Source organism: Hyphomicrobium sp. (assembly GCF_036262015.1).
Taxonomy (GTDB): Bacteria; Pseudomonadota; Alphaproteobacteria; order Rhizobiales; family Hyphomicrobiaceae; genus Hyphomicrobium_C.
Genome location: NZ_DATAJR010000008.1, coordinates 811268 through 837619, shown reverse-complemented (window position 1 = coordinate 837619; position 26352 = coordinate 811268). Strand labels below are relative to the sequence as shown.

25 protein-coding genes are annotated in these 26352 nt (G+C 59.0%); 16 read left to right on the top strand and 9 right to left on the bottom strand.

Annotation, left to right across the window (positions count from 1 at the left end; translation table 11 throughout):
• Positions 1–71: 71 nt before the first annotated feature.
• The 7 genes from VHO05_RS12445 (at position 72) to VHO05_RS12415 (ending at position 10883) form a co-directional block, all read left to right on the top strand.
• Complete coding sequence (locus VHO05_RS12445) at positions 72–524, top strand: DUF2267 domain-containing protein (protein ID WP_329646896.1); 453 nt, start codon at positions 72–74, stop codon at positions 522–524.
• Between the two features lie 73 nt (positions 525–597).
• Positions 598–1569 carry an endonuclease/exonuclease/phosphatase family protein gene (locus tag VHO05_RS12440; protein ID WP_329646895.1) on the top strand — a complete coding sequence of 324 codons (972 nt, stop codon included), beginning with the start codon at positions 598–600 and terminating at the stop codon, positions 1567–1569.
• Between the two features lie 97 nt (positions 1570–1666).
• The gene (locus VHO05_RS12435) at positions 1667–3544 is read left to right on the top strand and encodes a PHA/PHB synthase family protein (RefSeq protein WP_329646894.1); all 1878 of its coding nucleotides are present in this window, start codon (positions 1667–1669) and stop codon (positions 3542–3544) included.
• Positions 3545–3549: 5 nt separating this feature from the next.
• Positions 3550–4530 carry an HlyD family secretion protein gene (locus VHO05_RS12430; protein ID WP_329646893.1) on the top strand — a complete coding sequence of 327 codons (981 nt, stop codon included), beginning with the start codon at positions 3550–3552 and terminating at the stop codon, positions 4528–4530.
• The gene (gene rbbA / locus VHO05_RS12425) at positions 4527–7268 is read left to right on the top strand and encodes a ribosome-associated ATPase/putative transporter RbbA (RefSeq protein WP_329646892.1); all 2742 of its coding nucleotides are present in this window, start codon (positions 4527–4529) and stop codon (positions 7266–7268) included. The genes VHO05_RS12430 and rbbA overlap by 4 nt, the downstream gene beginning before the upstream one ends.
• 1 nt (position 7269) lies before the next feature.
• On the top strand, positions 7270–8394 hold the full coding sequence (locus tag VHO05_RS12420; RefSeq protein ID WP_329646891.1) for an ABC transporter permease: 1125 nt from the start codon (positions 7270–7272) through the stop codon (positions 8392–8394).
• A 467-nt stretch (positions 8395–8861) separates the two neighbouring features.
• Complete coding sequence (locus VHO05_RS12415; RefSeq protein WP_329646890.1) at positions 8862–10883, top strand: ParB/RepB/Spo0J family partition protein; 2022 nt, start codon at positions 8862–8864, stop codon at positions 10881–10883.
• A gap of 125 nt (positions 10884–11008) precedes the next feature.
• Here VHO05_RS12415 and VHO05_RS12410 read toward each other — a convergent pair whose 3' ends face one another.
• Positions 11009–11905: a hypothetical protein gene (locus tag VHO05_RS12410; protein WP_329646889.1), complete on the bottom strand. Its 897-nt coding sequence runs from the start codon at positions 11903–11905 to the stop codon at positions 11009–11011.
• 685 nt (positions 11906–12590) lie between these two features.
• Between VHO05_RS12410 and VHO05_RS12405 the strand changes: the two genes are divergently transcribed.
• The 4 genes from VHO05_RS12405 to VHO05_RS12390 all read left to right on the top strand — a co-directional run bounded on the left by VHO05_RS12405 (position 12591) and on the right by VHO05_RS12390 (position 14581).
• Entirely contained in the window at positions 12591–13550 is a 960-nt protein-coding gene (locus VHO05_RS12405) for a DUF2493 domain-containing protein (RefSeq protein WP_329646888.1), read from the top strand.
• A 149-nt stretch (positions 13551–13699) separates the two neighbouring features.
• Complete coding sequence (locus VHO05_RS12400; protein ID WP_329646887.1) at positions 13700–14035, top strand: hypothetical protein; 336 nt, start codon at positions 13700–13702, stop codon at positions 14033–14035.
• A 70-nt stretch (positions 14036–14105) separates the two neighbouring features.
• Positions 14106–14366: a DUF3085 domain-containing protein gene (locus tag VHO05_RS12395; RefSeq protein WP_329646886.1), complete on the top strand. Its 261-nt coding sequence runs from the start codon at positions 14106–14108 to the stop codon at positions 14364–14366.
• Between the two features lie 14 nt (positions 14367–14380).
• A complete protein-coding gene (locus VHO05_RS12390) occupies positions 14381–14581 on the top strand; it encodes a hypothetical protein (protein WP_329646885.1) in 201 nt (66 codons plus the stop codon).
• A 698-nt stretch (positions 14582–15279) separates the two neighbouring features.
• Here VHO05_RS12390 and VHO05_RS12385 read toward each other — a convergent pair.
• Positions 15280–15453 (bottom strand): hypothetical protein, encoded by a 174-nt coding sequence (locus VHO05_RS12385; protein ID WP_329646884.1) that lies wholly within the window; start codon positions 15451–15453, stop codon positions 15280–15282.
• Between the two features lie 622 nt (positions 15454–16075).
• Here VHO05_RS12385 and VHO05_RS12380 point away from each other — a divergent pair.
• Positions 16076–16360: a hypothetical protein gene (locus VHO05_RS12380; RefSeq protein ID WP_329646883.1), complete on the top strand. Its 285-nt coding sequence runs from the start codon at positions 16076–16078 to the stop codon at positions 16358–16360.
• Between the two features lie 120 nt (positions 16361–16480).
• Positions 16481–17083 (top strand): hypothetical protein, encoded by a 603-nt coding sequence (locus VHO05_RS12375; protein ID WP_329646882.1) that lies wholly within the window; start codon positions 16481–16483, stop codon positions 17081–17083.
• 41 nt (positions 17084–17124) lie between these two features.
• On the opposite strand, the gene VHO05_RS12370 is transcribed toward VHO05_RS12375, so the two are convergent.
• From VHO05_RS12370 to VHO05_RS12345, 6 genes are all read right to left on the bottom strand, one after another.
• Positions 17125–17394: a hypothetical protein gene (locus tag VHO05_RS12370; protein WP_329646881.1), complete on the bottom strand. Its 270-nt coding sequence runs from the start codon at positions 17392–17394 to the stop codon at positions 17125–17127.
• 14 nt (positions 17395–17408) lie between these two features.
• Positions 17409–17675 (bottom strand): hypothetical protein, encoded by a 267-nt coding sequence (locus VHO05_RS12365; RefSeq protein WP_329646880.1) that lies wholly within the window; start codon positions 17673–17675, stop codon positions 17409–17411.
• 101 nt (positions 17676–17776) lie between these two features.
• Positions 17777–18151 carry a hypothetical protein gene (locus VHO05_RS12360; RefSeq protein ID WP_329646879.1) on the bottom strand — a complete coding sequence of 125 codons (375 nt, stop codon included), beginning with the start codon at positions 18149–18151 and terminating at the stop codon, positions 17777–17779.
• The gene (locus VHO05_RS12355) at positions 18148–18525 is read right to left on the bottom strand and encodes a hypothetical protein (RefSeq protein WP_329646878.1); all 378 of its coding nucleotides are present in this window, start codon (positions 18523–18525) and stop codon (positions 18148–18150) included. Before VHO05_RS12355 ends, VHO05_RS12360 begins: the two co-directional genes overlap by 4 nt.
• An 89-nt stretch (positions 18526–18614) precedes the next feature.
• Positions 18615–19676 carry a hypothetical protein gene (locus VHO05_RS12350; RefSeq protein WP_329646877.1) on the bottom strand — a complete coding sequence of 354 codons (1062 nt, stop codon included), beginning with the start codon at positions 19674–19676 and terminating at the stop codon, positions 18615–18617.
• A 7-nt stretch (positions 19677–19683) separates the two neighbouring features.
• Complete coding sequence (locus VHO05_RS12345) at positions 19684–19989, bottom strand: hypothetical protein (RefSeq protein WP_329646876.1); 306 nt, start codon at positions 19987–19989, stop codon at positions 19684–19686.
• 666 nt (positions 19990–20655) lie between these two features.
• On the opposite strand from VHO05_RS12345, the gene VHO05_RS12340 reads away from it, so the two are divergent.
• The 3 genes from VHO05_RS12340 to VHO05_RS12330 are packed head-to-tail and all read left to right on the top strand — an operon-like array spanning position 20656 to position 23092.
• Positions 20656–21363: a ParA family protein gene (locus tag VHO05_RS12340; protein ID WP_329646875.1), complete on the top strand. Its 708-nt coding sequence runs from the start codon at positions 20656–20658 to the stop codon at positions 21361–21363.
• A complete protein-coding gene (locus VHO05_RS12335; protein ID WP_329646874.1) occupies positions 21360–21827 on the top strand; it encodes a hypothetical protein in 468 nt (155 codons plus the stop codon). Before VHO05_RS12340 ends, VHO05_RS12335 begins: the two co-directional genes overlap by 4 nt.
• Before the next feature lie 56 nt (positions 21828–21883).
• On the top strand, positions 21884–23092 hold the full coding sequence (locus VHO05_RS12330; RefSeq protein WP_329646873.1) for a replication initiator protein A: 1209 nt from the start codon (positions 21884–21886) through the stop codon (positions 23090–23092).
• Positions 23093–24734: 1642 nt separating this feature from the next.
• Here VHO05_RS12330 and VHO05_RS12325 read toward each other — a convergent pair.
• A complete protein-coding gene (locus VHO05_RS12325) occupies positions 24735–26225 on the bottom strand; it encodes a tyrosine-type recombinase/integrase (protein ID WP_329646872.1) in 1491 nt (496 codons plus the stop codon).
• Between the last annotated feature and the right edge of the window lie 127 nt (positions 26226–26352).

The following is a 26352-nucleotide window of genomic DNA, read 5'->3' as shown; positions in this document are numbered from 1 at the left end:
CGAAAGACCGGATGCAAGGACCGGAGGGGCACATAACTCTCCGGCCCTTAGCGCAAAAAAAGGAGCGTCAGATGACAGTGCCCGCGACGATAGCCCATACAGTGCAGCAGGCGCAGGAGTGGCTGAAGGAACTGCGCGACAATGCCAATCTCGATGACGAGGCTGCCGCGCTGAGCACATTGCGCGCCGTCCTGCATCAGCTTCGCGACCGTCTGACGCCCGAAGAAGCAGTCGGTCTCGGGGCGCAGCTTCCGACGATCCTGCGCGGCATCTATTACGAAGGCTGGCGCCCGACGCGAACACCGGAGCGCATACGCTCCAAACAGAAGTTTCTCGATGCCGTGACGATGAAGCTGTTGCCACGCCCCATCGCCGCCGAGAGGGCAGTCATGGACGTGTTTTCCCTCGTCGCCCACCATTGCGATCCCGGCGAGATATCTCAGGTCATCGGCCAACTTCCGTCAGACATCAAGGAGTTATGGCCAGAAAGAGCCCGGACGTATCGTCAACGTATGAGTTCATGAACCAACTGATCCAGGTCGCGCGCGGCCACCCCACTCGCTGACGGAACCGCAGGGAAATTGGCGAGCGATGAGAGTGGCCACTTTCAACATCGACAGCCTGGATGTGCCGCCCAAGGCGACTGTCGCGCTTGAGGACCGTATTCCTTTGTTGAGGCCCCAGCTTGAGCGGCTCAAGGCCGATATTCTGTGCCTGCAGGAAATCAACGGGCAGCACCGCCCCGGCACCAGCCAACGTTCGCTGACCGCACTCGACAAACTGCTTGAAGGCACCCGCTATCAGTCCTTTGCCCGCGCGACAACGCTCGCGCCAGACGGAGCGGGCGTCGCCGACGTCCACAACCTAGTGATCCTGTCGCGATGGCCGATAACGAACTTTCACTCCGTGCGAAACACGCTGGTTGCGCCGCTAAGCTACCGCGCCATTACCGCCGTACCCGCGGAGAAGGAAGCAAGGCAATTTGCATTCGAACGACCAATTCTAATCGCCGAGATCGAGTTTGATGCGGGGCGAACGCTGACAGTCGTCAACGTGCATTTTCGTGCCCCACTCGCTTCGCCGATCGCCGGCCAGAAGGAGAGTGCTTTCGTATGGAAGTCCGTCGCCGGATGGGCCGAAGGCTATGCATTGGCGGCGTGGAAGCGCACGGCGCAGGCTTTGGAAGCCCGGCTCGCGGTCGACGACCTGATGGATGCCGATTGCGATCGCATCATCATCGTCGCAGGCGATTTCAACGCCGAGGATCATGAAACCCCGCTGAAGATCCTCGTCGGCGCAGAGGAGGATACGGGCAACGGGCTGCTCGCAGCACGTGCGCTCGTCATACTTGATCGATCGCTTCCTCTAGACCGCCGGTTCAGCGCGCTGCACCATGGGCGCCCGCAAATGCTCGACCATATTCTCGTCAATCGGCCAGCACTCGCGCGCTTCCAGGCCATCAACGTGCACAACGAAACACTAGGCGATGAGCTCGTTGGTTATGGAAAAACAAGGCACGAGGCCGGCTCGTTTCACGCGCCGCTCGTCGCCGAGTTTGATTTGCCATGATGCAGCAAGTCCCCTCCACCTCAGAGCTTGATCCGGGTCATTTCCTTAACTGCTCTTCGAGCCTAAAAGGTAGCAATCACGGTTTGGAGCCAATCTGATGCAGTCGCCCCGCACCGCAAAAGCGGCGTTGCCCCACAGAGTTGAGCCTAACGCGCCAGCACCAAAACCATCCCGCCCACCGGCGTTATCACCACAAGCGTGCAGTGGCGCGAATTCATGGCCCTTCGAGCGCGACTCCTATGCGTCGACAGCCCTTAGTGATGTCGTCGATCGATCGCTCCATGCCGCGGTCTCGCGGCTGACGGCCGGTCTCTCTCCCGCAGCGCTGACGGAAGCCTATCTCGATTGGATGATCCACCTGGCAAGCTCGCCCGGCAAGCAAACACAACTTGTCGAGAAGGCGGTCCGCAAGTCCATCCGTCTCGCACGTCACATGTCTCAGTGCATGCTCTCCGGTACCGACACCACCGCGCAGCCGTGCATTGAGCCACTTCCGATTGACCGCCGCTTCGCCAGTAAGGAATGGCAGCAGTGGCCGTACACATTCCTTTACCAGAGCTTTTTGTTGCATCAGCAGTGGTGGCACAACGCTACGACAGGCGTCCGCGGCGTCACCGCCCAGCATGAGCGCGTCGTCGAGTTCGCCTCGCGCCAGCTTCTTGACATGTTCTCGCCGGCCAACTTCATAGCCACCAACCCGCAAGTTCTGCGCAAGTCCGTAGAAGAAAGCGGCATGAACCTCCTCAGAGGCTGGCAGAACTTTGTCGAAGATTGGGAACGTGCAATCAGCGGCGCAAAGCCCGTTGGCACGGAGGAATTCACGGTCGGCGGCAACGTCGCAATCTCGCCCGGAAAGGTGATCTTCCGCAACCGGCTGATTGAGCTCATTCAGTACGCACCCACGACAGACAAAGTCCGGCCAGAGCCGATCCTCATCATCCCGGCCTGGATCATGAAATATTACATCCTCGATCTCTCGCCGCACAATTCACTCGTGCGCCACCTCACCAATCAGGGCTTCACGGTTTTCATGATCTCATGGAAAAACCCGGACCCCGACGATCGCGACCTCGGAATGCAGGACTACAACACCCTTGGCATCATGGCCGCGCTCGACGCCGTGAGCGCCGTCCTGCCGAAGTCGAAAATACATGCGGTCGGCTATTGCCTCGGAGGGACCCTGCTCGCGACCGCCGCCGCGGCCATGGCTCGCGACGGAGACGATCGCCTTCAATCGATGACTTTGCTTGCGGCTCAGACTGATTTCTCCGAAGCCGGCGAGCTGATGCTGTTCATCAACGAGAGCCAGCTGTCATTCCTTGAAGACACCATGTGGGAACAGGGCTTCCTCGACACGAAGCAGATGGCCGGTGCCTTCCAGCTTTTGCGCTCCAACGATCTCATTTGGTCAAGGATGATCCATGACTACCTCATGGGCGAGCGGGCGCCCATGAACGACCTCATGGCTTGGAACGCTGATGCGACGCGCATGCCGTACCGCATGCATTCCGAGTATCTGCGCCGCATGTTCCTCGACAATGAACTATCGGAGGGGCGCTATCGTGTCGGCGGAAAGCCGGTTGCTCTGACGGACATCCGCGTTCCCATTTTCGCGGTCGGCACCCAGCGCGACCACGTGGCGCCGTGGCGTTCGGTCTTCAAGATCCACCTCCTGACGGACAGCAACGTGACGTTCCTGCTCACCTCCGGCGGCCACAATGCCGGCATCGTTTCCGAGCCCGGCCACAACGGACGCACCTATCAGGTCCAGACCAAGTCGCATCTGGACCATTACACGGCCCCTGACACCTGGGCTGCCAGCACTCCGACGAAAAACGGCTCATGGTGGCCGGAGTGGACCACCTGGCTCCTCGAACGCTCGGGCGCACAGGTCGGCCCGCCTCAGATGGGCGCAGAGATGGCCGGGCTTTATCCCATGGGTGATGCACCCGGCACCTACGTGATGCAGGACTGAATGCAATGATCTCACGCCGGATGCTTTACGCCGCTGGTGGCTTCATTTTGGTATTACTTGGCGTCTGGTTGTGGACGTCGAGTGGCGCTGGCGATCCACCCCAGGGATTTGCAAAGACAAACGGACGTATCGAGGCGGAACGCATCGACATAGCGACGAAATTTGCGGGCCGGCTCGAGTCGGTGCTGGTCAAAGAGGGCGATGTCGTCGAATCCGGACAGGTGCTCGCAAAGCTCGACACCGCCGAGATCAACGCACAGCTCAAAGAGGCTGAAGCCGCCAAGCGGCAGGCCGAGCAGCAACTCGATCAATCCAACGCGCTCGTGGCCCAGCGCAACAGCGAGTTGACGCTTGCCGGACTACAGCTCGAGCGATCACTGGAACTCGTCGGCAAGGGTTTCACGCCTCAGGAGACGGTCGATCAGCGACAGTCCGCCAAGCGCACGGCGGAGGCCGCCATCAATGCCGCCAACGCCCAGGTCGCGGTCTCCAAGGCCGCCATCGAAGCGGCAGAGGCACGGATCCATCGCCTCAAGGTCGACATTGCAGACTACACGCTCAAAGCACCGAGAAGCGGTCGCATCGAATACCGGCTGGCGCTGCCGGGCGAGGTGCTAGCCGCAGGCGGTCGCGTGCTCACGCTCCTCGACCTCACCGACGTCTACATGACCGTGTTTCTCCCTACGAGCGAAGCCGGCCGGCTCAGGCTCGGCGACGAAGCCCGCATCATCTTCGATGCCGCTCCGCAATACGTCGTGCCGGCAAACGTCACGTTCGTCGCGTCGGAAGCGCAGTTCACGCCCAAATATGTCGAGACGAAAATTGAACGTGAGAAGCTCATGTTCCGCGTCAAGGTCGCGCTTCCGCCAGAGATTCTCAAAGCGCACGCCAACATCGTAAAGACCGGCGTTCCCGGCGTCGCCTACCTCAAGTTAAGTCAAGACGCGCAGTGGCCGACGCGCCTCGACGTGAAGCTCCCGCAATGAATGACGCTGTAGCCTCGCTCGTCTCGGTGACTCACCGTTACGGGGAGCGGATGGCGCTGCGGGATGTCACCGTCTATATCCCTTCCGGACGCACGACCGGTCTCGTCGGCCCGGATGGCGTAGGCAAATCCTCGCTGTTGGCACTCGTCGCGGGTGTTCGACGCATTCAGGACGGGACCGTCACGGCGCTCGACGGCGATATGCGCTCGGCCCGGCACCGGCGGTCTGCCTATCCCCGCATCGCCTACATGCCGCAAGGGCTCGGCAGAAACCTCTATCCCACACTGTCGGTCGCTGAGAACATCGACTTCTTCGGGCGTCTTTTCGGCCAAGGCGAGGCAGAACGCCGCCAGCGCATCGAAGAGCTCGCACGAAGCACCGGGCTCGAGCCCTTTCTCGACCGCCCAGCCGGCAAGCTTTCCGGCGGCATGAAGCAGAAGCTGTCGCTCTGCTGCGCTCTCGTGCACGATCCCGAGCTGCTCATTCTCGACGAGCCCACGACGGGTGTCGATCCATTGGCCAGGCGGCAGTTCTGGAAGCTGATCGGGCGCATACGAGAGCGCAATGCGGGAATGAGCGTCGTCACGGCCACGGCCTACATGGAAGAGGCGGCGGAATTCGATCACCTAATCGCCATGGACGCCGGCGCTATACTTGCTGAGGGTAGCAGCCCGGAAATACTCGCGCGTACCGGTTCGGCATCGCTGGAGGATGCGTTCGTCGCTCTCCTGCCTGATGCACGCCGGAACGACACCACGAAAATCATCGTGCCGCCGCGACAGGCGGGTGCGGCCGCTGCCGCGATCGAGGCGCAGAACCTCACCCTGAAATTCGGCGACTTCGTCGCCGTCGACGACGTCTCTCTGCGCATCGAACGCGGCGAAATCTTCGGCTTCCTCGGCTCCAACGGCTGCGGCAAGACCACGACGATGAAGATCCTGACCGGTCTCCTGCAAGCCACGTCAGGCACCGCTCGCCTTTTTGGCCAACCCGCGGACGCCGCCGACTTGGAGACCCGCAAGCGCGTTGGCTACATGTCGCAGTCGTTCTCGCTCTATGGCGAGCTCACCGTGCGTCAGAACCTCATCCTGCATGCGCGTCTATTTCATCTGAGGCCGAATGCCATCGAGCCGCGCGTGGCCGAAATCCTCAAACGCTATGACCTCGACGATGTCGCGGACGCTTTGCCGGATGCCCTCCCTCTCGGTGTGCGGCAGCGCCTGCAGCTGGCAACCGCCGTGTTGCATAAACCCGAAGTGCTGATCCTCGACGAGCCGACATCCGGCGTCGATCCGATCGCGCGCGACCGCTTCTGGGAGCAGCTCGTTCGCCTGTCCCGCGAAGAGAACGTGACGATTTTCCTTTCCACTCACTTCGTGAACGAGGCCGAGCGCTGCGACCGCGTCTCTCTGATGCATGCCGGACGCCTTCTCGCAATTGATACGCCGGCCGCAATCGCCAGCGCGCACCAGGGTTCGCTGGAGGAGGCCTTTATCGCGCTCATTGAGAAAGCACAGGCGGGCGACAGCGTGGTTTCGGACAGCACGGCCCAATCGCCGCCCGACGAAGTGCCGTCTCCAGACCCATCAATCCGGGCACCAAAAAGCCGTCTGCATGAGGTGGGTAAGCTCTGGGCATTCACACGTCGCGAAGCTCTCGAGCTGATCCGAGACCCTATCCGCATCGCCTTTGCCCTTGTCGGCCCGCTGATCCTGGCCGTTGCCATGGCCTACGGCATTTCCTTCGACATCGAAAACGTCGAGTATGCAGTGCTCGACGGCGATCAATCGCTCGAGAGCCGCACGCTTCTGCAAGCTTTCTCGGGGTCACGCTACTTCGAGGAGCAGCCTCCTCTGCAGAGCCAGGACGAGATAGAGAGCCGCCTCAAATCGGGAAAACTCCGCGTCGCCCTCATGATCCCCCCGAATTTCGGTCGCGATCTCTTGCGCGGGCGACAGCCGGAACTCGGCGTCGTTCTCGACGGAGCCAACACCTTTCGTGCCGAGACCACCCGCGGATATGTCCAAGGCGTGCTCTCAGCCTACGTTAGCGATCTCGCCCGGCGCGAGGGGCTTGATGTTGCCTCCCTCTCGCCGATGAGCATCGAGACCCGCTTTCGCTACAATCAGGCCTTCCTGAGCCTCAACGCCATTTCGCCCGGCGTGCTGATGCTGCTGCTGATCATGTTTTCGACCATGCTGACGGCTCTCGGCATCGTGCGCGAGAAGGAACTCGGATCGATCACCAATCTCTATGCGGCGCCGGTCTCCAAGTTCGCATTCCTGGTCGGAAAGCAGCTTCCGTATGTGGCCCTCGGTCTCTTCAGCTTCATATTGCTCGTATTGCTGATCACACTCGGCTTCGGCGTTCCGATCAGCGGCAGCTTTTTCGCCCTCGCCTTGGGCGCGCTCCTATATTGCCTCGCGGCCACGGCTCTCGGCCTCGTGGTTTCGAGCTTCGTGCGGTCCCAGATCGCGGCCATCTTCGGCTCCGCAATTCTGGTCATGATCCCGACCGTCAATTTCTCAGGGATGATGTATCCGGTTTCGACGCTCGAGGGTGGCGCACGCGTGATCGGACAGCTCTTCCCCGCGCTCTACTTCCAGCGCATCAGTTCGGGCGTCTTCAGCAAGGCGCAGGACATCGGGGCGCTCTACCCAAACCACCTCGCCCTTGCCGCCTTCTGCGTCCTATTCCTGGGCGCAGCGGCCCTGTTGCTCAAGCGCCAGGAGACGTGACATGCCGCGCGCGCTCGACAACATTTTCCGCCTCGGGATTAAGGAGCTGTATAGCCTCCGCAGCGACCCAGTGATGGTGTTTCTCATCCTCTACACCTTCACCATCGCCATCTACACCGTCGCTAACGGCGTCAAGACCGAGGTCCGCAACGCTTCGATTGGCGTCGTGGACGAGGATCAATCGAACCTGTCGCGCCAGTTCACGGCTGCGCTGCTCAAGCCCTACTTCAAGCCGCCGCAACCGCTGTCTCACGCCGAGATCGATGACGCGCTCGACAGCGGACGCCAGGCGTTCGTCGTCGACATCCCGCCCAAATTCGAGGCCGACATTCTGGCCGGCCGCACTCCCACCGTTCAGATCAGCGTTGACGCGACCGCCATGACGCTGGCCGGCAACGGCACCACGTACGTGCAAAGCATCCTCTCAGGCGAGGTGCTGTCGTTCCTCGAACGCGACAGCGACGCAACAAATCCCATCGCCGTGGTCGTGCGCTCACGCTTCAATCCGAACCTGGAATCGAGCTGGTTCACCGCCATCATGCAGATCATCAACAACGTCACCATGCTGTCGATGATCCTGGCTGGAGCGGCCGTTATCCGCGAGCGCGAGCACGGCACCATCGAGCACCTACTGGTAATGCCGGTGACGCCGAACCAGATCATGCTCGCCAAAGTGTGGGCGAACGGCATCGTCATCCTTGCAGCTGTCCTCGTTTCGCTCACCATCGTCGTCAAAATCTTCCTGGGCGTCGAGATCAACGGTTCCCTGGCGCTGTTCGCGCTCGGCACGGCAGCCTTTTTGTTTGCCATGACCAGTTTCGGCATCACGCTCGCCACCGTGGCGCGGTCGATGCCGCAGTTCGGACTGCTCGCGATCCCGTTTTTCGTTGTGATGAACATGCTCTCGGGCGGCGTGACGCCTCTCGAGGCAATGCCGGAGTGGCTGCGCGCGGTCATGCTGACGTCGCCCTCGACGCACTACACCACATTCGCGCAGGCTGTTCTTTTGCGCGGGGCGGGGCTCGATATCGTTTGGCCGCAGCTCCTAGCGATCGCGTCGATCGGCGCCGCCCTCTTCGGCTATGCACTGCTGCGCTTCCGCGCCTCCATGGCCGCCGCGCGCTAGTTTCGCTGCGTTTGTAACGCTTTCAGATCCAGCGCCACTCTGAATTGACCGCCAGCTCGACAGCCGCTTGTATGGATGAATAGGACCGGAGGTTGATAGGCCCGTTGAGATCATAGTCGTCAAGTTCACCTGGAGTCCGCAGTTAGAAAGGAGACCACCCAAACAATTTTGCGCCTTCACGAACGACACGTCGAAAATTGCATCCCTCGACAACAACCACGGAAATGCTATTCATTTCGCAGTTATTGCTTTTCTATTTGTGCATTTTATGTGCACGTAAATCGATATCTATTTGAGAAATAGAAACACTCGATAATTTCCATCAAAGGGGGCGGCCGGGTTATTCATGTCATCTCCGTTGGTGCACCCGACAATGAGAGGGAGAGCCGGGTGACGAAGGGCGAAGGCGGCCATGGGCAGGAAGAGAGGCTTCCCCCAACCGCCGGAACCCAACGGAGACTGTCACCATGTCAAACAGCAAACCACGCCGCGCAAAGGGCGCACACACACCCATTCCCGTAACCCGGGCGATGGACATTCCGTTCAACCAGTTGCGGTTGAGCGAAAAGAACGTCCGCACCATCTACGACAAGGAAACCATCAAGGAGCTCGCGGAAAGCATCGCCACTCACGGCCTCATCCAGTCGCTGGGGGTAAGGCTTAGCGTTTCAGGGGATGAAACCGCTACAGAACAGTATGAGGTGCATGCCGGTGGGCGCCGCTTCCGGGCCTTTGAACTTCTTCTGAAGCAAAAGCGCATCTCCGCCGACAAGCCCATTCCCTGTGTCATCAAGACGGACGGGATTGCGGAAGACGACAGCTATGTCGAGAACACCCAGCGCGAATCCATGCACCCCATCGACGAGTTCCGCGCCTTCAAGCGCATGATCGATGCGGGGAAATCCGAAACAGAAATCTCCACCACGCACCGGGTCAGCATCGCCTTCGTCCGTCAGCGCCTGCGCCTTGCCGTGGCGAGCCCGCTCCTCCTGCAGGCATACCGGGACGACGAGATCGACCTCGAGCAGCTGATGGCCTATTGCGTCATCGACGACCACGCCCGCCAGGAGTCCGTGTTCGAACGCCTGCAGGGCAACTGGAACAACGATGCGCAAGACATCCGCCGCGCCCTGACCGAAGACACCGTTCCCTCCACCGACAAGCGGGTCAAGTTCATCGGCCTTGATGTTTACGAGAAGGCCGGCGGGCATGTGGAGCGCGACCTGTTCAGCACCACCGATCAGGGCTACCTCAAGGATGTGGAACTGTTGAACACGTTGGTCAGCGACAAGCTTGCTTCCGTTGCCGAAGGCTACCGGGCGAAGGGCTGGAAATGGGTCGATGCCGCCGTTGCCATCCCCCATGACGCCAAATGGGGTCTTGAGCGCGTCATCGGCGAAGATGCTCCGCTTTCCGCCAAAGAGCAGAAGCGCCTCGACAAGCTGAACGCAGAAATCGAACAGCTTGACGCGTTGGATGAACTCACCGACGAGCAGGATGCACGCCGCGATGAACTTCAGGCTGAGGTATCCGCCATTGAAGAAAAACAGCCCGTGTTCGCTGAAGACGACATGGCGCGTGCCGGGGTGTTCCTCTCCATCAACCACATGGGTCATCTTGAAATCGATGCGGGTTTCATCAAGGACGACGGTGCCGCTGATGAAAGCGCCGATAACGCGGACGAAGAAACAGCCAATGGTCAGGCTGCTTCGCCCCATGCCGGTGACGACGATGAGAATGCTTCCCGACCGCTGTCGGCGGCGCTTATGGAAGACCTCACCGCGTTTCGAACCGTTGCGCTCCGCAATGCGATGGCGCAGGACTTCAGCATTGCGTTCACATCCGTCGTGCACGCCTACGCCATGTCGCACTTCTACACCTTCAGCCACGGTAAGACCTGCCTCCAGCTGAAGATGGACACCATGTTCCCGATGAAGGCACCCGGCCTCGCGGAATGGGGGCCGATGAAGGCGGTCAAGGATCGCGATGCCGCTTGGAGGAAAATGCTCCCCAAAAGCAGTGCCGACCTTTGGAGTGCGCTGCTTGCGATGGAGCACACCACGTTGCAGCAGCTCTTCGCCCACCTCGCCAGCCTGTCCGTGAACGCGACAATCTCCGCCCATCTGCGGAGTGCCGATTCCGTTGCGCACGCGCATGACCTGTTCCGCGCGCTCGACACCACCATGGTCAAGGAAGGGTGGAATACGACCGCCGAGAACTACCTATCCCGCGTCTCCAAGGACCGCATCCTTGAGGCCGTCACGGAAGCGACCGGCGCCGAAACGCGGGCCCTCATCGCCCACCTCAAAAAGGAAGCGATGGCCAAGGAAGCCGAGCGGTTGATTGACGGCAAGGGCTGGTTACCCGAACCGTTGCGGGTCGCAGCTCCTTCAAATGCCACGGATAACGAGGACGACCGCGAGGGCGCCGACGAATCCGAAGTGCTTCCGGCCTTCCTCACGCAGAACGCTGAAACTGCGTCAGCTTAGCAGACGACTACCGGGGGCCACTTCCGCAAGGGAGTGGCCCTTTATCTATTCATCGGCACGGGTCATCTCTGCCGGCTTTGCAAATTTATCTACCCTGAAGGGTACCAACCTTGTGCGGCATAAGACTAGCCCGGCTCCTGCGCTTTTACTTTGAGGGCCTTCCTCAGTCTCTCGCGGAACGCATCTTCTTCGTCGTCCGGAAGCACGGCATAGTAGCCCTTGCGGTCCAGTGACGTGTTGACATATCCATCGAGTCCGTAGGCAGCCTCGGACGCCAGAAACATCTGGAAGGCACCGGTTGCGTTCCCCTTGAGCGGGGGCATTCTGTTCTTCACGTAGTCCTCGGCGGCATCGTACATGGCCCCCGAGATCTCCGTCTTCCTCAACTCGTACTCTTTGCGGTAGCCCTCGGGGCGCTCCAGGATGGTCTTAATGATGGTCTCCTCGAGCTGCATCGCCTGCACCCTCTTCTTGATGGCCTGGGCGAAGACAGCCGTCTCGATGTCGTCCATCGTCTTCACGTGCCGAATGAAATCGCCCATCCCGTGGAACGCGTTTTCCAGCTCGGAAATCGAGACCTGCGCTTCATCGGTCGCCTTGATGGCACGCACCTTCGCCACCATGGCCTTCCTGCGGTTTTTCAGTTCGTCGCTCAGTGCTTCAACGATGCGGTCAAGGTAGACCTTGTCCTGATCCGATAGATAGGCCGCCTGCGGGGTCTCCATGACCTTGCTGAGCACCGCGTAGAGGTTGCGGTCATTGGCAGGGATAGCCAACACGCGGTCGAAGCGAGACGCGGACACCGGTCGGCCGTTCAAGACATTCTCCGCGTACACTTCGAAATCATTGAATGTGAGTTCAACGAACCGCACATAACTGCGCACGTAGCGCTCGACGGCGTCCACTTCACGTTCCCAGGGCCATGGTTTCTTGTACTGAGGGAAATCTCCATCGCACCCCGCCATCAACAACGCCAACACCCCAACCAGAGCCAGCACGCCAGCCTTCATCGTCACCCCCACGTCACAACTCTCACAACGTCAGCGATCCCATACCTAAAAAAGTCTTCTGTTTACAACCGCCCGTCAGACGATTTGTACCCGTTATTCTCTGCAATTGCTCGAACTCGGATAGCTCTGAGATTGGCCTTCACAGAGACCGATCACTAAAGTTTTCCGAGGCGCTCAGATCGGAGAGTCTTGGCCCCTCTATTCGCCTGCAAGGACTTGCATCGGTTTCTGGATGCTCATGCCAGGAACCGCGCACGGGCGTGGCGATGGTGGAGCACCGCTACGACGTCCGCTATCTCGGCAAAGCGATGCGGGGCCACTGCGCCGCTACCTCGCGCCGTACCATCGCTTGCAGGCATCCACACCATCCGTGTCCGCGCGGGTTTCCCGGAAAGGGAAGGATGGAGTGGAGGCAGGGTTTCCGTTGATTGCCGTTCGTAGTGACACCCCTGGCCTTTCTGAGAGGCGGAGCAGGCCAGAGGCGGGGCCGGGCGCAACGGCGGCGGCCGACTATTTTCCGCCGGGCCTACGGCCCTTTGCATCGCGAACCAAAATAGTCGCCGCCTGGCCGTCCTCCGCTTCGCTACGGCCGCGCCGGTGTTGGCGCGGTGCTGCCCGTCCGCGCCTCCGGCTTAGAGCCCGCCGGAAAGGCCGGTGAGGGTCACCGGTCTCCGAAACCAACAACGGAAATCAACCCATGTCCTACAATTCATCCTTCCGCCGTTCCGGCTATCCCTCGGTCACCGCCACGGCGCGGGTTGCGGATAACTTGGCGCTCTACGGGCACCGCCCCACAGCGGACGAGCCCGAATACCGCCCCATCCCGGAACCCGAGCAGCTAACGGGTGCGGTCGCCTCCCTCTTCAATTCGATCACCGGTCTCTTCGCGGACACCGCGCTCGAACCCGACATCGACGACATGCTGTGGTCGCTGGTGAACACCCTCCACCACAAAGTCGACCGCGTGCAGCGCATGCTGGACGACAACGAAGCGCAGCAGCGTTCTTCCATCGAGGAGCAGGATGGCTCCGAGGTGCGTTCCGTGGAGCTCGAACGCCTCACCGACAAGGGCCGCGCCCTCATGGACCGCCGCAATGCCTTCGAGCACATGCGCGATGCCGCCGCCGAATTGTACGAGAGCGAGACCGGCTCGGTCTGGCGTCCCCGTTCCGGGTCCATGGTCAACCGCAAAGCGCAAACCGCCGCCATGATCGACTCCCGCGATTACCTCAACGCCAAGCGCCACGCGGAGACCAATGTCCTCATCCCGGCCGGCACTAAGATCGCCATCACCGGCGGACTGCAGTTCCAGGATCACAAGGCCGTCTACGCCGCGCTTGATGCCGCGCTGGCTCGCCATCCGGATTTGGTGCTCCTGCATGGCGCCGCCAAGACCGGCGTCGATCACCTGGCCATCACCTGGGCCCGCAACAAGGGCGTGAAAGCGATCGGGTTCGAGCCGGAATGGAACAAGCATAACCGCGCCGCCCCGTTCAAGCGCAATGACCGCATGCTCGAGGCTACTCCCACCGAGGTCATCGTGTTCCCCGGAAACGGGATCACCGACAACCTCGCCGACAAGGCCAAGCAGCAGGGCATCCGCCTTGTTGACTGCCGCGCTTCGTCCAAGCCCGGACAATCGGGCCGCGAGGGATAGCGCTCCCATCCTCATCAGCCAACAGCCCCGGCCGTCGGCCGGGGCTTTTTTCCATGCAGCCGCAACGAGGCGGAGGACGGATTTTACAGAGCGGCCGGGAAGCGTCCGCAAGAGAAAGTCCGGCCAACCAACACAATGAAAGAATACCCATGCCACCAATCGTCACCGTCTGGGCCGTTGCCGTGAACACCCTCTGCGAGGGCTGGTCCATTGGAACCGTCACCGAGGATGAAACAGACCACGCGGACGTGTATCCCATCCGCACCGCGGCCGAACAGGAGCTTGCGGACCTTATCCGGGACCGCCTGACCCAGTTCATCGAAGATGCCGACAGCTACGGCGACATCGAAGCCGCCTTGGACTGCGGATACGAAGTCATCGAAGCCGCGATGCGCGACGACGGCACCGTTCTCATCGACGGCGAGGAAAAGGGCATGGCTCCTCCATCCATCCGCCTTGCCCTCACCAAACCTTCATCGCACTGAAAGGAGACACCCATGCTCAGATTCAAAAAAGAACAGCTGCTGAAGCTTGTCACCGCCATACCTACAGACAGTGAGCTCTTGCTGGTTCACGACCAGGGCGTTTACATCATGTGCATCCCAGCCCGTCGGCGCGCGCACCATCGTCTACGCCGAAGGATGTCATCCCGAAAAGGACGATGACTGGTGGGAAACCTCGCGCAACCTCGTGGGCGGCGACGACTTCGGGGAACCCATCGGCACCGCCGCTGACACCCTCCGCCTGCTCAATCACGCCAAAACAGGATTGACGGTGCAGGTCACCGAAAACAGCTTCATCACCGAACCATACTGAAGAAAGCACCGGCCATGCGCTACGACCACGCCTTCACGATCGCGTTCTCCATCACTTCCCATCACAAGGACGTCGACGACATCAAACCCCAGCAATTCCGGAACGCCATCCTCGCCCGCCTCGCCTCCCTGGTTGACGATGAGCTCCTAGAAGCCGTTGGATTTCCATTCGACACCTTTGTCATTGAAACGGCAGCCGCCCTCTCGAAGGCGTAGCGCTTCCTCCTCCGCATTTCATTGCAGGAAAGCAGGGCGCATCACGGTCAATAAAAGTGGCACTCCCGCAACACCACGGCACGGCGCGACGCAGCCTACGGAATAATGCTTTTACGGAGCATTCTATCCGCTATCCTTCCCAAAATCGGGTACCGCGCGGACAGAGGGGTTTTCGACACCCGCGAACATATTCAACAACACACCCATAAGCTGGAGACCGTCGCCTTGGTCAACCTCAGCCCTTATTACTCGCTACCTATACCTTTAATTCCCGAGCAGCCGAGACGCCATCGGCCTGTTGTCGTTCCCCACCAAGCACCCCCGCATTACGCCTGGTGCGTAGACTGAAGCGGTGTGGCGCCATCGAAACCGAACAAGCTGACAGTTAGAGATCCCGTCGTTGTCAAACGCCGTCCTTACCCGGAGGCCTGGTAAGCCTTCGCGTTCGCGACCACCGTTTGCGCAAATTGACGGGGGGCGGCGGGCGGGATTTGCTCCTAGGAAAGCGTGATCCTACCTGCCGCCCGCTTCACCAACACTGAATTGGGGAATGTCGTTCAATAACATCGCGGAGTGCGCAGTCAATCATGATGACGCCAATCCCCTCCACATTGACGAATGAACCGCAGCAATCCAATAACAACGCATCTCCGCGCGCTAGGGTGCAGTTCCCTTCTCACCTGATCACACTGCTGACATCAATGAATGTCACCGCCGCCCATCGTCTTTCCAAGCACCTCGAGCACCTGACGGTTCTCCTCTTCGGCGCGCCGCACCGCATACTTCAGCAGCCTTCCGCAAACTCTACGGTCAGATCTCTTAACCGGCGCCTCCCACATGGCCGGAGACATGCCATCTACAATCCCGTTCAAGATTGCTTCCGCTTCACGATCTCGCCCAGCGGCTTCAAGTCGCTTGAACGCCGTCAACGCACGCCCGAGCGATGTCCCTCGTCCAGAAGCATTGCATCTGTTCACTCATCCGCGCCCACGCATCCCTTCCGAAAGGGCGATGCCGCAGCACACAAACCGCGTTCCGCCCGTGATCCAAGAATAGGACCGGGAGTTCATAACCGTTCCCAAAGGTTCGGCGCGCACTCTTTAGGCTTACGCCCTGGACATAAGTATTGCCTCCCGGTCGAACCACAACCGACAGGCAACTTCCTTCCGGCCGGATCGACTCCGGCCACCTTTGGGAAGAGGCTTATGAAGCCCCCGCCGCGGGGAAGTATCCGCGACAGAAATACAATACCACTCCCGGTCTGCCTGTCTGGTTCGCTGATTACTGAATGTGCATCTCCCTTCCCTTGGCCACGGCACAGCGAGCCATTGCATTTTATGGCCAAACCGCGCGACGGACGCGCGACCTTCGCATTTTGGGAAAAGGGTTATGAAGCCCTGCCACTCGTAACGGCGGCAGGTGAACCCTATAGGCGAACCTTACAAGAATGAATCCCCCTTGCTTACGCAGTGTGCAACTCTAACAACAAAGCCCATGTCAGATCCCCTCGCCCGCCTCGACACGATCGACAAGAAGCGCGCCAAGCTCGCCACGTATGCCAACCGCATCAAGATGGCTCGCTTCTTCGCGCCGGAAACCGAACGCAAGCTCCAGAAGCGCATCGATACGCGGTTCCAAGACCTCACCCGCGAACGTCGGCAGCTGCTCGAGCTCATCAAGGCCGATCCCGTCCTACGAAAACGTCTGTTCGAAAAGGAAGAAGCCGCACTCAAGGCGTCGGGAACAACACCCCGTCGAGAAAAGGAGCAAGACAGGTAGCTGCTTCATTCGCCAGCAGTCGCATACATAGGTGCTTGGTATTTAAGCGCGCTGTATTGACCGTGTATCCATATAACCCGACCCTTCCTTCCGTCACTAACCACGACGAAAGGAAGAAACATGGACCAAACGACGATCAATCGCCCCACGGGCAACTTCAAAATGAACTTGAACTTCCGGCGCGCAAAGAATGCCAATGCGCCCGCCATCACCGGAAGCATCTCCACTCCCGAGCATCCGGACAAGATGTTCGACTTCTCCGCCTTTGCCCAACAAGAAACCGACAAGGACACCGGCGAAGTCAAAACCTACTTCATCGGACCGGTGAACAACGCGACCACGATGCGCGAGGCCCTTTCTCAGACCAAGGAGAACGGCACCCACTTCATCGCCATTCGCCCGAACCAGTTCAAAGTGTTCGCGACACTCGAAGACGGTTCCCCCAACCCCGCCTACGAAGCCCTCAGCGAGCAAGACAAGCAGAAGGAAGACGGAAAACCTTCCTGGTGGGGCAAGTGGACCCGTACCGCCGAACAGCCCGTGTTGGACTGTTCCGCCTGGGAACGCGAACCCAGCCGCTATGGCCCCTGGGCAAGTGGCAATACGCAGCACCACATGACCAAGGAACAGCTGCAGGGTGAAGAGCACACAGTAGACGCAGAACCCGAACGCACGAATCGCCGTAGCCGCTCCCGCGCCCAAGACGCGGACATGGCCCGATAGTCTGACCCAACAAAAAAGCCCCCATCTGGGGGCTTTTTGTTTCAGGGGCTAACGATTGACCACCGCGCAACCAACCCCACACCATAGGACGCTGATACCGCAACGAGCGCGTTCACAACCGACACCGCCATCGATCCCTTCACGACGGCAAGCCTGTCCACTTCCTTGGCCCGACCCCATACCGCCACGTACTTGGGCAGCGACGACATAAGCAACCCAGCCGTTCCCAAGCAAACCACCACGATGGGCGAAACGGCACCAAACCCGCACGCGGCGCAAATCACCAATAGCAAGAACTCAGCCGACAACATGTTCCTTCACCCCCCTAACGGTCGCGATCGCACCGTTCCGCCCCGAACACGCATTCCCTTTCCTTTTGAACCACCGCCCGAAACGCCTCCCCATAGGGGTAGCTTGCCCGTCCCTGCAGGTCCTGCCGTTCGAACTCCGCACCGGTCATCCGCTCGTTGACGTTCCCCAGCCTGTACAGGGTATCTCTCTTTTCCTCATAGAGATAAGGAACACCGCCCACCACGACCACTTCATAAAGCGACAGCGTCATCCCCTTGCGGCGAGCCTCTTCGAGGGTCACCTCCTCGCTCGCCAATGATTGCGAAGCAAAAAGCCCCTTCTCCGCTCCTTAAGTGAACAGCATGTTGTCCAGGAACAGCAGTTGGCGCTTTTCCATATTCCTCACCTGTCCCGCTCGATATCGGCATTTCTTTTCGGCACGGCCAGCTCCCTGTCCATGATCGCCTTGAACACATCGCCCCGTGGCACCGTCACCGCCCCACCCTCAATCAGCGCCGCATAATCGTTCACGCCGAGACGCGAAGCGGAGTTGCCCACGCGCATCAGCTCATCCCTCACCTCGTCATAGTAATAGGGAACCCCGCCCACCACGTATGCCCGCCAGAGCGCGGCATGCACATGTCCCTTCTTGACGGCATCCATGGTCACCACACGCGGTTCCAACCCTGATGACGACAGGAACACCTTTCTGGACGCATCGAATTGGTACCGCTGGTTGTTGAGATAGATGTCGCAATACGTGAGCGTATCCTTCATCCCCTGTCTCCGTCACGATTACGGCGCCTCTGCCAATAGGACGCCTCCTTCTCCATCACCTTCCTGAATTCCTCTCCACGCGGGATGGTCAACCGCTGGTCCCTTTCCGGCAAGAGGTCAAACTGGTCATAGGTCAGCACAAATGAGGGTTCCCCGACCCGGCGAAACTCCTTCAGGCGCTCATCGTCGTAGTAGGGATACCCCTTGATCACCACGATCCGGAGATTGGAGACGTGCTTGCCTATACGCGCCGCCTCCTCTGCGGTCATCACCTGCGCTTGCTTCTCCGGATCAACGAAAACGCCATCCTGCGCATCAGCCAGATAGAGATCGTTGTCGAGGTATGCGCGCGTGTAATTTTTAGGTTGCAGCATCAGACCCTCCATCACCTTACGCATACCCTCGCAACACCACCCCTCAAACAGTAATTTCCTGGCCACTCTTCGCTACGCCCAATCCCCCTTTACCCCTCCGCCAAACGCACCTGCCGGCAGTATTCCCGCTGCCCACGCGTTGTGATCTGCAATCCGGCTTCATCAGCGAGCGCAACAAACCGTTTCGCAAATTCAGCTTCTGCGTACGCAACCAAATGCGTCCGCAGGCACCAGCGGATGTAGTCCTCATGCAGCGTCTTCATCGACAGCATGCCTTCGCCGGGCCCGATGCGCGCCAACATATACGCGTCTACATGACCAAGCATTCTCTTGCTTCCAGGCTTCCCCTCCACTGCCGCAGCCTTCGCGCGCCAAGGAGTCGTCACCATGAACAACCCCACTCCAGACCCCACCTCAACGAAACACGCCAACAGGATGGAAAGCCCTAGCCCGATATGATCCTTCGTGACTGCTTCCGTCACCAGGTGAACCACTCCCGCGAGGGCGTCGACCTGCGCATCTGCAGTCGACGGCGCTTCCGCACCTTGTGCCGATGACTTTCCCATCACCGTGCGCAGTTCATTGTTCAGCCGTTCCACCTCCCGTGCGGCGGACAGTTCCACATTGAGCTTCGCCACCGTCTCACAGGCTGCGCGGGTGGATTTTCGGTCAACCGTGCAATCGCTCGACAACGCACCCACCGTTCTGCCGCCAGTCCAGGTGCGTTCCTTCAGTTTTGCCGCGATCGCATCTTCAACTTCGGTCGGGCTCCTTTGCGGCCCGTAAAATGTGAGGCTTTGCTCAAGCCGCTTCTTCTCCGCCCTGAGATCCCCGTAGCCATCAAGCGCGACCTGCGCCGATCCCGCCTTGTTCGCCCTGTGCTCGGCTGCAAACCCCAAGGCGGATACGAACGAGTAGACGGTGCAGATGCTGAACAGCATCACCGCCGAAATGGCGGCAAGCACGTCACCGTTCCTGAAACCCCACGACATCATGAACGGCGCGATGGCCTTCAGGCTGTCGCCGAACGCAGCGCCTGCCCCATAGAGTTTCCCGTCAAGTTCGGTGTCAGCACTGCGGAAGCCCATCCTGAAATTGAGCGCCACTGAAACCGCGATGAGACCCAGTGACACCAGGATGCCGAACACCACCACCACATCAACGAGAAGGTTCCGGGGATTTTCCCCGTTTTGCGCACGTCTCGATCGCGCTCCATGCTTCTTCGCCATGCTGCCGCTTGAGCTCCCTGATGCTGTCGGCCACCGCTTCCACGAGAACACGTTCGCAGAAACCGTTCTTGGCTTCCCCGGTCACAAGTTTGATGATCTGAAGATTGATGGACATGGCTTCCGGGATGCGCAGGTTCAGGCGCATCCGGTAGCCCTTGAAGTCTACGCGCCGGGTTGTCCTTACCCGATGCAGCGGTTGAAACCGCCTGCGCAATGCCTCCCGGCTATCCGCCATCCCTCACCTATTCATTGTGAAGGGCGGATTCTCCCACGCATCCTTGATACTTTAGAAGCTCAATTTCCTAGCTACTACATCCCCCCCCCTACCTACCCGTTACCCCTCCCGCCAACCGCTCCTACTGCTGTAGATGAACCACCGGAACCGGTCGCGTAGTCGGTCAACCCTTACTCACTTCTCTATCCACGATAGCTTCCCACATTCACGTCAGCGCGTGATCTCAAGCGCACCCCGGCCGTCGCGATTCTGTATTTCCTTATTTCTTCATTTGCGGATTTCCGCATTTGTTAATATCTGTATTTCCGGGTTTCTGTATATCCTTATTTCAGCATTTCCTTATTTGCTCATTTCCGTATCCACGCATTTCATTATTTGATGATTTCCGCATTTCTGTATTTACTGACTTGCCCTCTCACACCCCCCAGCGCAACCCGCTCCCCACCTCGCTTTCTTATTCTGTATTTCCGCATTTACATGTTTTCTCATTTCCGTATTTGTGCGTTTCCGCATTCCTACATTTCTGTGTTTCCTCATTTCCGTATTTGCGCGATTCTGTATTTCTGCATTTGGCTGCTCAGAAATATCACACACCCACCTGCGGATTGCCCATCAAAGAAGCTCCTCAACTAGACAAGTGGAGAAGTTCCCAACAGCATACAATCCATGAGCACGACATCACCCATCATCATCGCCTTCGCCTCTCCCAAAGGGGGCGTTGGCAAGTCCACCACTTGCCTCGGCATCGCCGGCGCCCTCTCTAAACAAGGAAAGCTTGTCCACGTCGTCGACTACGACCAGACCGAAACTCTTTGGAATTGGTATTCAACGACCGGCGCCAGGGACATCATCCCCAATCTCACCGTCGAGAAATCGCCACCGGAAAACCTCCGCCAATACATGCACAGGTTCCTGGAGCTCAAGCACGACTACGTGCTCATCGACCTACCCGGAACGCTCACCCCGGATATGTTGGCCCTTGGCGTTCTTGCGGACCTCACTATCACCCCGTCCAAACTGAACGTTCCGGACACCTTGCAGGCGAGCAAGCTCGCGGCAGACCTCTTGGACACCGCCAAACGCATCGGCAAGCCGCTCCAACACCGCGTCCTCATCAACGATGTTCCCACCATGCTTTCGAGGGCGCAGGCATTCACGCTGGAAGAAATCGACGGCAGCAACCTACCCCGCTTCAAAACCTTCATCTACACGCGCCCTGCCGCTTACACCGAGGCTTTCCTCAACGGGCGTCCGCCCCACTTCTCGGACACCTCACGCCCCGCCATCACCAAGGCCATCGAAGAGCTCGACGCCCTGGTCAGCGAAATCCAGTCCATAGTGGGTCAACGACAAGAAGAAAGGGCCGCGGCATGACCACCAAGCAATCACAGCAGTTCCGCAAACTGGAACTCACCAAGGCATTCGCCGTCGTGGATCAGATCGCCGCCGAAAAGGGCATCCCCTCGCTTACGTACCCGAGCCCACCCGCGACATCGGCGGATGTGGTTCCCATTCCCTCCGCGCCATCGACCCTCGCAGAAGCCGAAGCCGCAGAAAACGCCAAAACCACACCGGTGTCGCTGGCTAAGCCGCTCAAACCAGCCAAGCCGAAGAAACTCTCCATGGAAGATGAGGAGGGGGCTGCCGCAATGCAGCGCCTCACCATCGACCTACCCTCATACCTCTTCAAGGAAATCGCCCAGCGCGGGTTCGACCAGAACGCAAGTGCCAAGTACGTCATCCTTCAGGCCCTACAAAACGACCGCTTCACCATCAAACCGGAAGACATGAAGAAGGACGGCCGCCGCGCCAAGAAGGAGACACGCCATGCTGCGTGACCTCCGCGTCCACACACCGCAACCAATGAAGGCTAGCGATCGTGGCGTCCTTTAAATTGAACCTGAAAACCCAGGCAGAGTTCTCCGACCTCAGCCTCGAGGAGAAAAACCTCTATCTGCAGGAAGTCGCTGTCCGCATCTCACTTCTTGATGGGGAAGAAGATCCTCAGCCCTTGAGCAAGGAAGCCTTGATGCGCCTCCGCCGCTTCTATATGCGCCGCCGCGCCTCAGACCTCGCACTGGAATCCACGACCGACGTGCTGCTGCGCGACACGCTCCAACGCATGTCCGAAGCCGTCCACCTGGGAGAAGTGAAGCAACTCATCAAACATGAGGCCCCAAGCAAGAAGGAAACCATTGTCACCTTGCGGGAGCCGCCCCACGACGACAGCCAGCTTTCGTTCTTCTCGCCCCCTACCTATGACGCGCCGCTGAAAGACGACGTCAACCTGATGGACGTGGCACCGTTCTCACTATCGAAAAACAGCCGGGGCGGCGTCATCCGCTACGAATTGCCCGACGCCATCATCACCATTGAAGGCGGAGCGGAAACAGGTCTCGCCACCGCATTCGACTACGACATCTTCCTGCACATGGTGACAAGCCTCACAGGCACCATGAAAGAGTACCGCATCGCCGAGAAGAAGGGATTGCGTCCTTCCCTTCCTCCGCGCTGCTACCGACCTTCCATGGGCGAGATCCTCTCCTTCGCCAGACGCGGGCAGGGGGGCCGCCAGTATGAACGTATCGAAGGCGCTTTGGACCGGTTGCAGGCCACCCGCATCAAGATCACCAATCTGAATCACGCGGCCAAGCGCCGCGCTTCGGAATCGTTCCCACTCATCGGACGCTACAAGGTCATCTCACGCACCAAGGGCAACAAGATAGATATGGTCGAAATCGACATCCCAGATTGGGTGTATAAGGGCGTGGTCAACCCAACCGACAAACCCAGCGTGCTGACGTTGGACGCTGATTACTTTCTCATCGCCAAGCCCCTTGCGCGGTTCATCTACCGGCTTGCGCGCAAGTCCGCCGGCACCAGCGGCATGTCGGACTACGGCTTGGAGACCGTGCATCTTCGGTCAGGTTCCGCCCTCCCGTTCGCCAAGTTCAGGAAGGCGCTGCAAGAGATCGTGGAGGATTCCAAGATCTGCCCGCTGCCGGAGTTCAACCTCGAGATCCTGCCCGCCAAAGGGGGAGAAAAACTGCGCATGACCAAGCGCACCATGCAAATCACGGGAGGAGAGCAGCAAGCCGCCTGATGGACAAATTACCCGTGCATCACTTCCGTTCGTTTGGACAAAAATAGCGATGCGCCGTCGTGGACAAAATTCCCGTGCATCATTCCGTCCAAAAATATGATGACGGTTTAGTCACGCTATTTCAGTTACCTACATCACGCACAGTGCTCGTGGACAAATTTCCCGTGCATCATTCCGGCCCAAAATTGCGTGCATCACTTCTCGTGCAGGAGCCCCGTCAACGCATTGAAATCTTGCGCATCAGCGCATTGGACAAAAACGCCGTGCATCGTTCCCGCCATCTTGGACAAAAATGCTGCCCACCTAGGGCGCAACAAGGCAAGCCCTGTCAGAGGAGGGGCCTTGGACAAAAGCAGCGTGCATCATTCCGTCCGAATTTGCCGTGCATCACTCCGCCTGCTTGGACAAATCCCCCGTGCATCACTCCCGCTTCCCTGGACAAAATGCTGACCCCTTGATGCACAAAGAACCAACTCCCGTCAGGGAAGAGGGCTTGGACCAAAGCACCGTGCATCATTCCGCCCGCGTTGGACAAAAACTCCGTGCATCACGCCCTCTCAGCCGGACAAAAATCACGCCGCACGCTTTTGGCCGCAACCGTGCATCGCTCCCGTTCCGCCGTGCATCATTCCGTCCAAGCCGTGCATCATTCCGTCCAGACCGTGCATCGATCCGTCCAGGCCGTGCATCACTGCCGCAAAGCATAGGTAAGCTGCTGCGGCTGTTCGTGTTCCCGGACTTGAAACCTATTAAAACCTTTTCCTTATAACTATCAAAACCGCTTAAACCGCCTGCGGCGAGATTTATCTTCTTTGAAGGGAAGAGGGTCAGGCTCCGTCGTACACGTTTTCATAATGCTCCATGCGTGTGACCCCTGACGACATTTCCAAGCTCGCCCTCAAGCTTATTGAGACGTTCAGCTGGCGTGACCCGCGTCAACGGGGCTTTGAACGATACTGGCCGCTTGCAGGGCCTGTGGAGACGTTTTCGGAACATGCAGTGGGTACGCTCGAGCAGGAGGTCGCAAAAGCCCTCCACAACGCGTTGCAGGCGGCGCTCAGGAGCACCGCACCACACTCCTTCGCCATGGATGCGGAATATGTGGCGCAATTTGTTGGTGCCGAGCCCTCACCGCCACGCGCGTACAAGCCACGCCGGCGATACTCTCGCCGCCGCTAAAATTGCTGGATGTTCGGCTACAGGCCAAAACAGATCGCGCCGCTGTTCTTAGAATCACCCAAGAACGTGCTGCGGCCGCCTGAATGGGGAAGGGGACTTACTCGGAACCGGGACAACGATCGGCCGTGACCGGGACCGGGCGCATACGCGAGGCCGGTCCCTTGTTCACCGTCTGGGCCTTGGCGCCTCCGCTGTACCGTGCGCACAGCATGCACATGAGCATCGCCATTTCAGAACCGTCCGTGCATCGGCATCACGCAACAAATATCAAACTTCGTCTTTTCAATTCCGCACCTGTTGCAACCCTGCACGTCCCTTGGCAGACCTGAAATAATTTGTGATGCCCCCCACCATACCCTTAGCTACGCTTACCATCGCCTAGGTAAGGCGCTGATTTTCCAACACCTTGTCAGAGCTTCTTGTCACTGCTTTCTACACCGTATGCAGATCCATGAATCGCATCTCATTCCTCTTGAACGTCTTGAACGCAATCTTCTGATTGCCGCTGAATTGTTGGCACAAGACGCAGCTTTCCTGCCCATCTTCCTCCGGATCGAGGCTGCTGTTGAGCAAGCGCGGAAAGATGATCCTGTGGCGCGCGCCCGAGCCCTTCTGCAAAAGAAGCAGAAGGGGCCTTAAACGCGATTGCCTTCATAACGTTATGCGCCTCATTAAGGCCCGGACCAAATCCGTACTGATCACCTTTGGGCGAGTGCCCCATTAGCACGTCGGTCAGCTCCTCAGTGGTCTTGCATTCCCGCAACCTATCTTTGAATGCGTGACGGAGCGAATAAAACGACTGTCCTTCAAACGGCAGCAGCTTGTTCTCGCGCAGATACTTAGTGACTGTATTCGACAAGTTGGTTGGCTTGCCCCGATAGGTTGGGAATCCATTCGGGTAGCGCCGCATCACCTCTAATGCCATGCCAGCAAGTGGAATGGTCCTCGCCGAGTGCTTCGTCTTCAGCTTCCGTTTGTTGTCGCGAAGCACCACCCGCGGGATCTCTTGATCAAGGATGATGTCCTCTGGCTGCAGCCCAACAACCTCGGACGGCCGCATACCCGTTTCCGCCACAACGTAAAAGATCGCGCGCGCTTCCGGATTAAGTCCATCCATAACGCCATCCTTTAGGAGAACGTTCTGCACAAACTCGATAACGAACGGCGTGCGTTGCTTCTTCTCCCCGCCCTTGAGGCGCATACCCACGAACGGGTCCGTGACTTTTAGTTTTTCTTCCTCCACCACTGCGCGGAACATCGCTGCAACCGTGCCGATGTTCTTGTTAGCCGTGTTCACGTCCATCCGATCCTTAAGCACATCTCCCTTCAAGGCATCACGGTAGCCCCGCACATCATCAACCGTCAGCGCTTCAACGAGCTTGTCACCGCCGATAAGCTTCAAAAATCTCTCAAGCATCTGATCGCGCTGATTGCGCCATCGCCGCCATTGATCAGCCGACTTGCCCTTCAGAGCAACGGCTTGGACCTTTTCGTAATCGTCCACCAACTCCGACAATCGACATGAGCTGCGTGGTGACGGCACAAGACCAAACAGCGCCGATCCTGCGTTAGGTAGCTCCTTTGTACCGGCCAGAGATTCAAGAGCGCTCAGGCGCTTCGACAGTTCGTCGATCGGCGAGGAATTCAGCGCAGAAAGCTCGAGATAGGAGAATCCAAACCGCCCCGCCAATTCCACAGCGGCTACACCGCGCTTTATCAAATGCGGGTCGACGCCAGATGACAAGTCACGCCAATACCTGTGCAGCTCAACATCAAGTTTGACCACCGCATGCTTCGCAGCAACACCCCTCGGATCATCAGTAATCCTAATGCCGGTGCTGACCCTTACGATCCCCCTGCTATCAAGTTGGGAGAACGCAGTAGGCACCTTCCGAACCAGGTACCAGAAGCCGTATCGCTTGTGGGGAACAGGAGCTCTCGAACGTGAACTCATGGGCCGACCTCCATTGTGGACGGCAACCCATATTTCACATGGGAAGGTTGCCCTCCAGGTTGGATTACAAAGCCCCCTTTGCCCCTCTAAGCTCCGCTGAGGGTCGGGCTTTGTAATGCATTTTCAA

Coding starts and splice junctions, on each gene's coding strand:
- VHO05_RS12430 (WP_329646893.1), top strand. CDS start 3,550: ATGATCTCACGCCGGATGCTTTACGCCGCTGGTGGCTTCATTTTGGTA.
- VHO05_RS12380 (WP_329646883.1), top strand. CDS start 16,076: ATGTCAGATCCCCTCGCCCGCCTCGACACGATCGACAAGAAGCGCGCC.
- VHO05_RS12340 (WP_329646875.1), top strand. CDS start 20,656: ATGAGCACGACATCACCCATCATCATCGCCTTCGCCTCTCCCAAAGGG.
- VHO05_RS12415 (WP_329646890.1), top strand. CDS start 8,862: ATGTCAAACAGCAAACCACGCCGCGCAAAGGGCGCACACACACCCATT.
- VHO05_RS12390 (WP_329646885.1), top strand. CDS start 14,381: ATGCGCTACGACCACGCCTTCACGATCGCGTTCTCCATCACTTCCCAT.
- VHO05_RS12420 (WP_329646891.1), top strand. CDS start 7,270: ATGCCGCGCGCGCTCGACAACATTTTCCGCCTCGGGATTAAGGAGCTG.
- VHO05_RS12360 (WP_329646879.1), bottom strand. CDS start 18,151: ATGAAGGATACGCTCACGTATTGCGACATCTATCTCAACAACCAGCGG.
- VHO05_RS12325 (WP_329646872.1), bottom strand. CDS start 26,225: ATGAGTTCACGTTCGAGAGCTCCTGTTCCCCACAAGCGATACGGCTTC.
- VHO05_RS12335 (WP_329646874.1), top strand. CDS start 21,360: ATGACCACCAAGCAATCACAGCAGTTCCGCAAACTGGAACTCACCAAG.
- VHO05_RS12400 (WP_329646887.1), top strand. CDS start 13,700: ATGCCACCAATCGTCACCGTCTGGGCCGTTGCCGTGAACACCCTCTGC.
- VHO05_RS12435 (WP_329646894.1), top strand. CDS start 1,667: ATGCAGTCGCCCCGCACCGCAAAAGCGGCGTTGCCCCACAGAGTTGAG.
- rbbA (WP_329646892.1), top strand. CDS start 4,527: ATGAATGACGCTGTAGCCTCGCTCGTCTCGGTGACTCACCGTTACGGG.
- VHO05_RS12355 (WP_329646878.1), bottom strand. CDS start 18,525: ATGCTGCAACCTAAAAATTACACGCGCGCATACCTCGACAACGATCTC.
- VHO05_RS12375 (WP_329646882.1), top strand. CDS start 16,481: ATGGACCAAACGACGATCAATCGCCCCACGGGCAACTTCAAAATGAAC.
- VHO05_RS12370 (WP_329646881.1), bottom strand. CDS start 17,394: ATGTTGTCGGCTGAGTTCTTGCTATTGGTGATTTGCGCCGCGTGCGGG.
- VHO05_RS12445 (WP_329646896.1), top strand. CDS start 72: ATGACAGTGCCCGCGACGATAGCCCATACAGTGCAGCAGGCGCAGGAG.
- VHO05_RS12345 (WP_329646876.1), bottom strand. CDS start 19,989: ATGGCGGATAGCCGGGAGGCATTGCGCAGGCGGTTTCAACCGCTGCAT.
- VHO05_RS12405 (WP_329646888.1), top strand. CDS start 12,591: ATGTCCTACAATTCATCCTTCCGCCGTTCCGGCTATCCCTCGGTCACC.